Source organism: uncultured Campylobacter sp. (assembly GCF_938045775.1).
Taxonomy (GTDB): domain Bacteria; phylum Campylobacterota; class Campylobacteria; order Campylobacterales; family Campylobacteraceae; genus Campylobacter_B.
Genome location: NZ_CALIBH010000274.1, coordinates 1 through 7,026 on the forward strand (window position 1 = coordinate 1; position 7,026 = coordinate 7,026).

At 50.9% G+C, this 7,026-nt stretch carries 6 protein-coding genes; 1 reads left to right on the plus strand and 5 read right to left on the minus strand.

Annotated elements, in window-relative coordinates; translation table 11 throughout:
* The 5 genes from Q0238_RS11400 to Q0238_RS11420 form a co-directional block, all read right to left on the minus strand.
* Positions 1–661: M28 family peptidase (locus Q0238_RS11400; protein WP_363317144.1), on the minus strand; the 661-nt coding region annotated here is incomplete at its 3' end.
* A gap of 12 nt (positions 662–673) precedes the next feature.
* On the minus strand, positions 674–2,041 hold the full coding sequence (gene dcuC / locus Q0238_RS11405) for a C4-dicarboxylate transporter DcuC (protein WP_297946146.1): 1,368 nt from the start codon (positions 2,039–2,041) through the stop codon (positions 674–676).
* 11 nt (positions 2,042–2,052) lie between these two features.
* On the minus strand, positions 2,053–2,751 hold the full coding sequence (gene pepE, locus Q0238_RS11410; protein WP_297946149.1) for a dipeptidase PepE: 699 nt from the start codon (positions 2,749–2,751) through the stop codon (positions 2,053–2,055).
* A 10-nt stretch (positions 2,752–2,761) separates the two neighbouring features.
* Entirely contained in the window at positions 2,762–4,078 is a 1,317-nt protein-coding gene (locus tag Q0238_RS11415; protein ID WP_297946152.1) for an amidohydrolase, read from the minus strand.
* A gap of 10 nt (positions 4,079–4,088) precedes the next feature.
* Positions 4,089–5,327 carry a Zn-dependent hydrolase gene (locus Q0238_RS11420; protein WP_297946155.1) on the minus strand — a complete coding sequence of 413 codons (1,239 nt, stop codon included), beginning with the start codon at positions 5,325–5,327 and terminating at the stop codon, positions 4,089–4,091.
* 236 nt (positions 5,328–5,563) lie between these two features.
* Between Q0238_RS11420 and Q0238_RS11425 the strand changes: the two genes are divergently transcribed.
* Complete coding sequence (locus Q0238_RS11425; protein ID WP_297946158.1) at positions 5,564–6,577, plus strand: hypothetical protein; 1,014 nt, start codon at positions 5,564–5,566, stop codon at positions 6,575–6,577.
* Positions 6,578–7,026 lie beyond the last annotated feature (449 nt).

A 7,026-nucleotide genomic window follows, 5' to 3' on the forward strand; every position in this document is an offset into this window, starting at 1 on the left:
TGAAGGTAACGACGCAATCGCCCGCGTTCCAATTCTCGTAGATAAACTCGCCGATACCGCAGCAATCAAGGCAGTAGCCGAAATCTGCGCCTATCTCGCTTACATCCAGTGCCTTTGCGCCTCGCAAACCCTGCTCCTCGTCCGGCACGAAGCAGACGATTATTTCGCCGTGCTTGATCTGCGGATTTTGGACGAAAAATTCCAGCGCATTTACGATCGCGGCGATCGCCGCCTTATCGTCGGCACCTAGCAAGCTGGTGCCGTCCGTTACGATGATCTCGCCCCCTTTATAATCTTGCAGCTCCTCATTTTCGCTCGCTTTGAGATAGATCCCAAGCTCTTTATTTAGGCAGATATCGCCGCCTTCGTATCTTACGATCTGAGCTTTGGTGTCGCCGCGCTGCTCGGCGCTGGTATCAAGATGGGCAAAAAACGCTATGCTCGCAGCGGGCGCGTCTAAATTTGAGGGAATTTTAGCGATCAAAATCGACTTCTCGCTGAGGCTGATATTTTTTATGCCTAGGGCTTCGAGCTCGCTTTTTATGAGGCCTGCAAACTCAAGCTCCTTGGGGTTTGAGGGCATTATGCCCGCAGCGCCCGCAGCTCTATTCGTGGTAGTGTTGATCTTGGTGTAGTTTAAAAATCTCTGCACGATATCCACAAATAAGCCTTTTTACAAAATAACAAATGCGATGACGCAGACGGATAGAAACATCCCAAGAGCCGTTCTTTTGGCGATCTGGATAGGACTTACCATCGCAAGTCCCGCGCAAACGATACAAGCGCCCGCAATCGGCGATGCGCTCCTGCCTAGCGCGCCGCTTATCGCAACCGCCATACCGAGCTTATCTTGCTCAAAACCCAGCGCGTCGGCGTGCACGGTCACGGCGGTGTTAAACGCCATCGACGCCGCATCTCCAGAGCCCGTTACGATACCCATAAAAAACGGCACGAAGGTTCCACCGAATTTTACGTAGCCCTGCTCGTTCTTAAGCCACTCGATTACGAAATCGATCGCGCCGCACGCGCTAAGCCCCGCGACGAAGACGCCCGCAGCGATGATGATACCTATGATCTCGGCATACGCGCTACCCATGCCTTTGAAAAATTCCTTCGTAATTTTTTGAGGATCGGTTAGAGTAACGGCGATGGTGAGGATAGCGCCCAGTAGCATCGCTTCGGCGACGCCCATCTTCGTCCATTTAAGAAAGGAGATCGTGTTGAGCTTGGACGTACCACCGATGATTAAAATCACCAAAGGTACTAGCGGCATAAGCGCGTATAAGACGTTTATTTTTTGAGGCTGCGCATCTAAATTTGAACCGGCGGATGAGGCGGAGCTTGCCGCGGCGGAGCTTGCGCCGTCTGCACCTGCGGAATTTTCTCTTTGCGCTAGATAATTCACCCCCTTGGTGTAGTCTTTGCAAACTATCGCTGTTATGCTAATTATGATTAAAACTACGATCAAAGCGGTAATCGCGCTGGAAAACTGCACCCCGATAACGTCTTGAACCGTGTAGGATGGATTGTGCGCTTTTACCATATCGGCTACGAATACGTTGTGCGCCGAGCCCGGGCTCAAAACGCCGCCAAAAGTGCCCGCAAACACCGCTGCGCCCGCCATTTCTGGCTTAACGCCCGCAGCCATCATCACGGGGATCAGCGTAGCGCCGACCGCAGCCGAGCAGCCCGCAGCGGAGGGGATAGCGATATTGATAAAATATGTAAGCGCCACGACGAGCGGGATCAATAAAAATCCGATATTGCCGAGGGGTCTAGTGAGTAAATTTACGAGCGCGCGGTCGCAGCCGGTAAATTTAATCACGAAGGCAAAACCCATGCTGGCGCATATCGCCTTAATAAGACCTGCTTTAGTCATATACGAGGTAAAGGCGCCCAGCCCGTCCAGCGGCTTTAGACAAAGCACGCACAGCACCAAACCCACGCCGATAAGCACGGTTTTAGTATCCTTCTTCATGATTAGTAAAGCGACGACTGCGACGATACCCGCAAGCGCCAAAAGTAACCTAAGTGTCTGCACGATAACTCCTTTTAAATTTTAAATTTACTTCCCACGGCGATGCGTGAGATCTCTTTTTTATACTCGAATTTTAGCACGTCCGCATGCCCCATCGCTTCGCACTCGTTTCCGTTTATCAAAAACGCGCTACCCTCGGGCATAGCATAGACGCTGTCGTTTTGATTGACGATCAAAAACTCCTCCAACCGCTCCTCCCTGCTCTCGCCGTTGTGGTTTGAAATTTTACCGCTTATGAAGTGCGGATTGATCTGGTGCGGAAAGATCCCCAGAGCCACGGGCGAGGGCGGGAAGACGATCGGCATGTCGTTGGTGGTCATCATCGTCTTGCCCGCGACGTTTGCGCCGGCAGACCAGCCGAAATACGGTGTACCGCTATCCACGGCGTCTTTGATCACGCCTAAGAGATCAAATTTATAAAGCTCATTTAGCAGCACGAAGGTATTGCCACCGCCGATGCAGATCGATTTGGCATTTTTAACGGCGGCTTTCATATCAGCGAATCGATGGATCGATCTGATATTGTTGCTCTCCAAGCAGTCCGCGACCTTCTGCTCGTATTGCTCGCTTGTGCGCCTAACGCCCGCAAACGGAATGAATAAAATTTCATCCTCCCAAAGACCTCCCAAAAATTCCCTGATCCACCCCTTGCAGTGGTTCAGATAGCCGCTGTCTTTGTAACTGGAAGCGCTTAGAAGTAGTGCTCTTTTCATGCCGCCTTCCTTAAGCTTTGCCGTTTAGCTTATACGCGCAGCGCAGATACACGTCCACTCCCGCAAGCAGCGAGTCCTCGTCAAAGTCGAATTTGGCGTTGTGATGTCCCGCCGCAAGCGTCGTGCCGATCATCAGATATCCGCTCTTGCCGCCCGCATCTTGCACCGAGCGCATAAAGTGCGCGAAGTCCTCGCATGCTCCGAAGTTTAGCTCTCTTACGATTTTATCATGGTCGATAAACGGCGATGCCTTCGCCGCATCCTCGTAAAGCTGCGTGGTGGCCTCGTCGCTATCGCCGCCTGCGGTACCGCCCGTAACCTGCACGTCGTAGCTGACGCCGTAAATTTTAGAAACGCCCTCCACTATGTCCATGCATTTGGCTTTCATAAACTCATTCAGCTCCGTGCTCTCGCCGCGCGTCTCGCACGCGAGGTAGCCGTTAGGCGCGATGACGTTGCGCCCTTCGCCCGCGCGTAGCACGCCGACGTTGATACGCGTGACGCCGTCTGCGTGTCTAGTGATGCCGTGCATATCAAGCGCCATCTCGGCTGCGGCGAGCAGAGCGTTGGCTCCATTTTGCGGCGCGCCCGCGGCGTGAGCGGACTTACCCTTTAAATTTACGTCAAATTTAGTGGTCGCAAGCAGCTTTTTGGTACCGCAGATGATGCCTCTCATAGTGGTCGCCTGAAAGCCGATATGACCGCCCAGCAGATAATCCACGCCCTTGGTGACGCCCGCAGCCTCCATACCTACGGCGCCTCTGGTGCCCTCCTCGGCGGTTTGAAAGATAAATTTAAATTTGCCGCTGAAATCATCTAAGTTTTGCGCGATCAGCTTCGCTAAAGCAAGTCCCATCGTGATATGCCCGTCGTGCCCGCACGCGTGCGTGATGCCGCTAATGTCGGAGCGAAAGCCCTCCTTAAAAGGGCGGTGATCCGCGTCCATGCTCTCGGTCACGTCCACGCCGTCTATGTCAAATCTAAAAGCGACTGTCTTGCCTGCGCGCCCCGTGTCTATTTCGGCCACGAGACCCGTTAGCCCATCCTCCATCGCATCAAGAAATTTTATCTGATCTGCGTTTAGAAGCCCCTCGGCGCGCTGCCTCGCCTGCTCGCAGGCATCCTTACTGCCTACGCCCTGCCTCGCTTCAGCTTTCACCACTTCGCGACCGAGCTTTATCTCATAGCCCAGGCGCTGCATTCGATCTGCGATAACCGCGGTCGTAAAAAAGGTAAACCAGCCCGTCTCGGGATGCGAGTGAAAAAACCTGCGATCCCCGATCATCTCGCCTTTGAGCGCCTCTACTTTTTGTGCGATAGCATCCATTTTCTCTCCTTTATTTTTTGGCTAAGCTTAACATCGCCGCAGCTAAAACCTTCGTAGCGGCAAACGCGTCGTGCCAATTTATACTTTCATTTACGTTGTGGCTGATGCCGTCCTTGCACGGCACGAAAAGCATCCCCACGCGATCCGCAAGCTCCGTCATATTCATCGCGTCGTGTCCTGCACCGCTAGGAAGCCTTAGGCTTGGAATTTTAAGCTCGCCGGCACAGCTCTCAAGCAGATCTATCATCTCCTCGCTTAGCTTTACGGGGTGATCTTTGATGAGATTTTTTAGTTCAAATCCGCACCCTCTGCGAGCGCAAATTTCACCTATCGCGGCGCAAATTCGATCGTCCGCCGCCCTGAGCGCTTCCTCATCGATATCGCGTATATCAAGCCCTAGCGTGCAGGAGCCCGGGATCACGTTTAGCACGCCGGGCAGCGCGTTTGCATAGCCCGTCGTCGCGACCGTGGTTTTGCCCTCCTTGGCGATCCTCTCCGCGCTTAAAATGATCTCGCTAGCGCAAGCCAGGGCGTCGCAGCGCATATCCATCGGTGTAGCGCCGCTGTGATCAGCTCTACCCTCGATCCGCAGCTCGTATCGCACGGGTGCGGCAATACCCGTGACGATGCCTACGGGGATGCCGCGTCGCTGCAATACCGGCCCCTGCTCGATATGAAGCTCGATGTAGCTATGAAAGCTAGATTTGGGCAGGACGCAGCTTTTTAAATTTGCGGGATTTAGCCCGAAATCCTGCATGGCGTCAAACAGCGAAATTCCGTCTTTATCCTTTAGCTCGCCTAGCCGCTGCCGCGAGAGCTTGCCGCTAATTATCTTGCTGCCTACGGTCGCCATTTTGAAGCGGCTTGATTCCTCGCAAACAAAGACGATGAGTTCCAGCGGTCGCGCAAGTCTCTCTCCGCTATCTCGCACCGCACGGATCGCCTCCAAAGCGGTCATGACGCCCAACGTGCCGTCGTAAAAGCCGCCCTGCGGCACGCTATCGATATGCGAACCAACACTTACGGACGGTAGATCGGGATTTTGAACGCCTCCAAATTTAGCGAAAATATTGCCTGCATCGTCGATTTTGATCTTGAAATTTTCTTTTTGAAGTAGCGATATGAGGAAGTCGCGCGCCTCTTTGTCCTCGCGCGAAAATGCAAGCCGCGTAAGCCCGCCGCCCGCCAAAGCCCCAAAGCGGCTTATCTGCTCAAACTCGCTTTTAAGACGCCGTGTGTTTATGTCCATAAATTCCCCTTTTTTTAAAAATTTATGAGTACGGCATTTTAATATCAAATTTATATAACGAAGCTGAAATTTGCCTATCGCGGCGGCAAATAGGGCGCTAAAACGGCGCGAACAAAGCCGCTTTAAGATAACGCTATAAATTTTAAATTTTGCCTTCTGGGCTTTAAAATCGCGATAAGCTGCCTAACTTCAGACTAAATGGATATAATTATCGCAAAATTTAACGAGGAGCGAAAATGAAACAGAGCTCGCTAGAGGGACTTTATGAAGAGCTAAATGGGCTTAAAAGTATGGCAGATAAGGAGGAATGCATCAATAGCACAATAAGAGACGCCATAAGAGCGAAAAATTTTGCATTTGCCACTCAAATTTGTGATTTTATAGTGAATGATGAAATTGGAAAATTCGGTGCGTTTTTAAGAATGAAGGCGCTAATGTGGCTCACAGATTATATCGCAAAAAATTTGGAAAAGAAGGAATATTCGAATTTTGTCTGCTTCGTGGACTGCCTATGGAAATTTAGATGGATAGCTCCAGACGCCGCTAAAAGCTCTATGATAGAAAAAGAGCTTATAGACGAGATGAACGAGACGATGCTGTTTTACTACGAGAGCATAGAAGGGCTCTCGTTATCACGCTATTATAAGGCTTTGACGAATCAAAACATTGACATGGGCGAGTCTAAAGAGGCGAAAGCGAACTACAAGATGTGGAAAAAGCTAGCCAAAGACGATATGGACGGCTGCGAGGCGTGCGAGGCATCGAGCGAGATCGCGTATTTAAATTTTGCGGGCGAGTATGAGGCGGCACTGGAGTTAGCTGCGCCGATAATCTCGGGCGAGCTAGGTTGTATCAAAGTGCCATATACAACCTACGCGCCGATCTTATTTAGTATGGTAGCACTGGGTAGGATAGAGGAAGCGACGGCTTTGCTGCCAAAGGCCGCTGCAATGATCGAGTCAGATCCTCGCTTCATAAATCAGATCGCACCGCTAATCGAGATCGCCGTTAGGCTGGGAGAGCACGAAACAGCGCTAAGCTTGGCGCGTAAGCATTCGCACACTATACTCGATAGCAACGACGATCTGAATTATTTAAAATTGCTTATCCCCATTGTCGCATTTGGAGATGAAAATACTTATAAAATGGCTTTAGAAATAGCAGGTAAATTTGATGCTAGAAATCAAAACTTCTACTACGCCGATTATCTAAATAAATTTTACGAGGAATTTTCAGGGCTTGAAATTTGACGGTTTAAAGACCTAGCGCGCTTTGCCCGCGAAGCAGGGCGCTATTCCCAAGCGCGTGCAGCGAGATAGTTTAAAATTTGCAGCTCGATACTACTTCGCGCTCGCAGCGGCGAGCGTGGTCAAGTTTGCACCGAACGGACGTTGGCGGCGCGCGGTAAATTTTAGCCGCTTACTCGCGTACATCGATAGCCGATTGCCGAGAAATGATGATAGAGCGCATGCATGGCATTAAATTTTAACTAGCTTGGTGCATATGAAAGCGAATATTTGCGGTGGCAATACACACATTCTAAATTTAAATCGTCGCGGAACGTAAAATTTAAACCAAGTCCAGCATTAATCTCGCTGTAAAACATATAAGCTACAACAATAGCGTATCTCGCGCATCTTCACTTAGATTTAGCGGCAAATTTAAAGCGTGGCGCGACGGAATTTTAAAACAAAATTTC

Coding starts and splice junctions, on each gene's coding strand:
- pepE (WP_297946149.1), bottom strand. CDS start 2,751: ATGAAAAGAGCACTACTTCTAAGCGCTTCCAGTTACAAAGACAGCGGC.
- Q0238_RS11415 (WP_297946152.1), bottom strand. CDS start 4,078: ATGGATGCTATCGCACAAAAAGTAGAGGCGCTCAAAGGCGAGATGATC.
- Q0238_RS11420 (WP_297946155.1), bottom strand. CDS start 5,327: ATGGACATAAACACACGGCGTCTTAAAAGCGAGTTTGAGCAGATAAGC.
- Q0238_RS11425 (WP_297946158.1), top strand. CDS start 5,564: ATGAAACAGAGCTCGCTAGAGGGACTTTATGAAGAGCTAAATGGGCTT.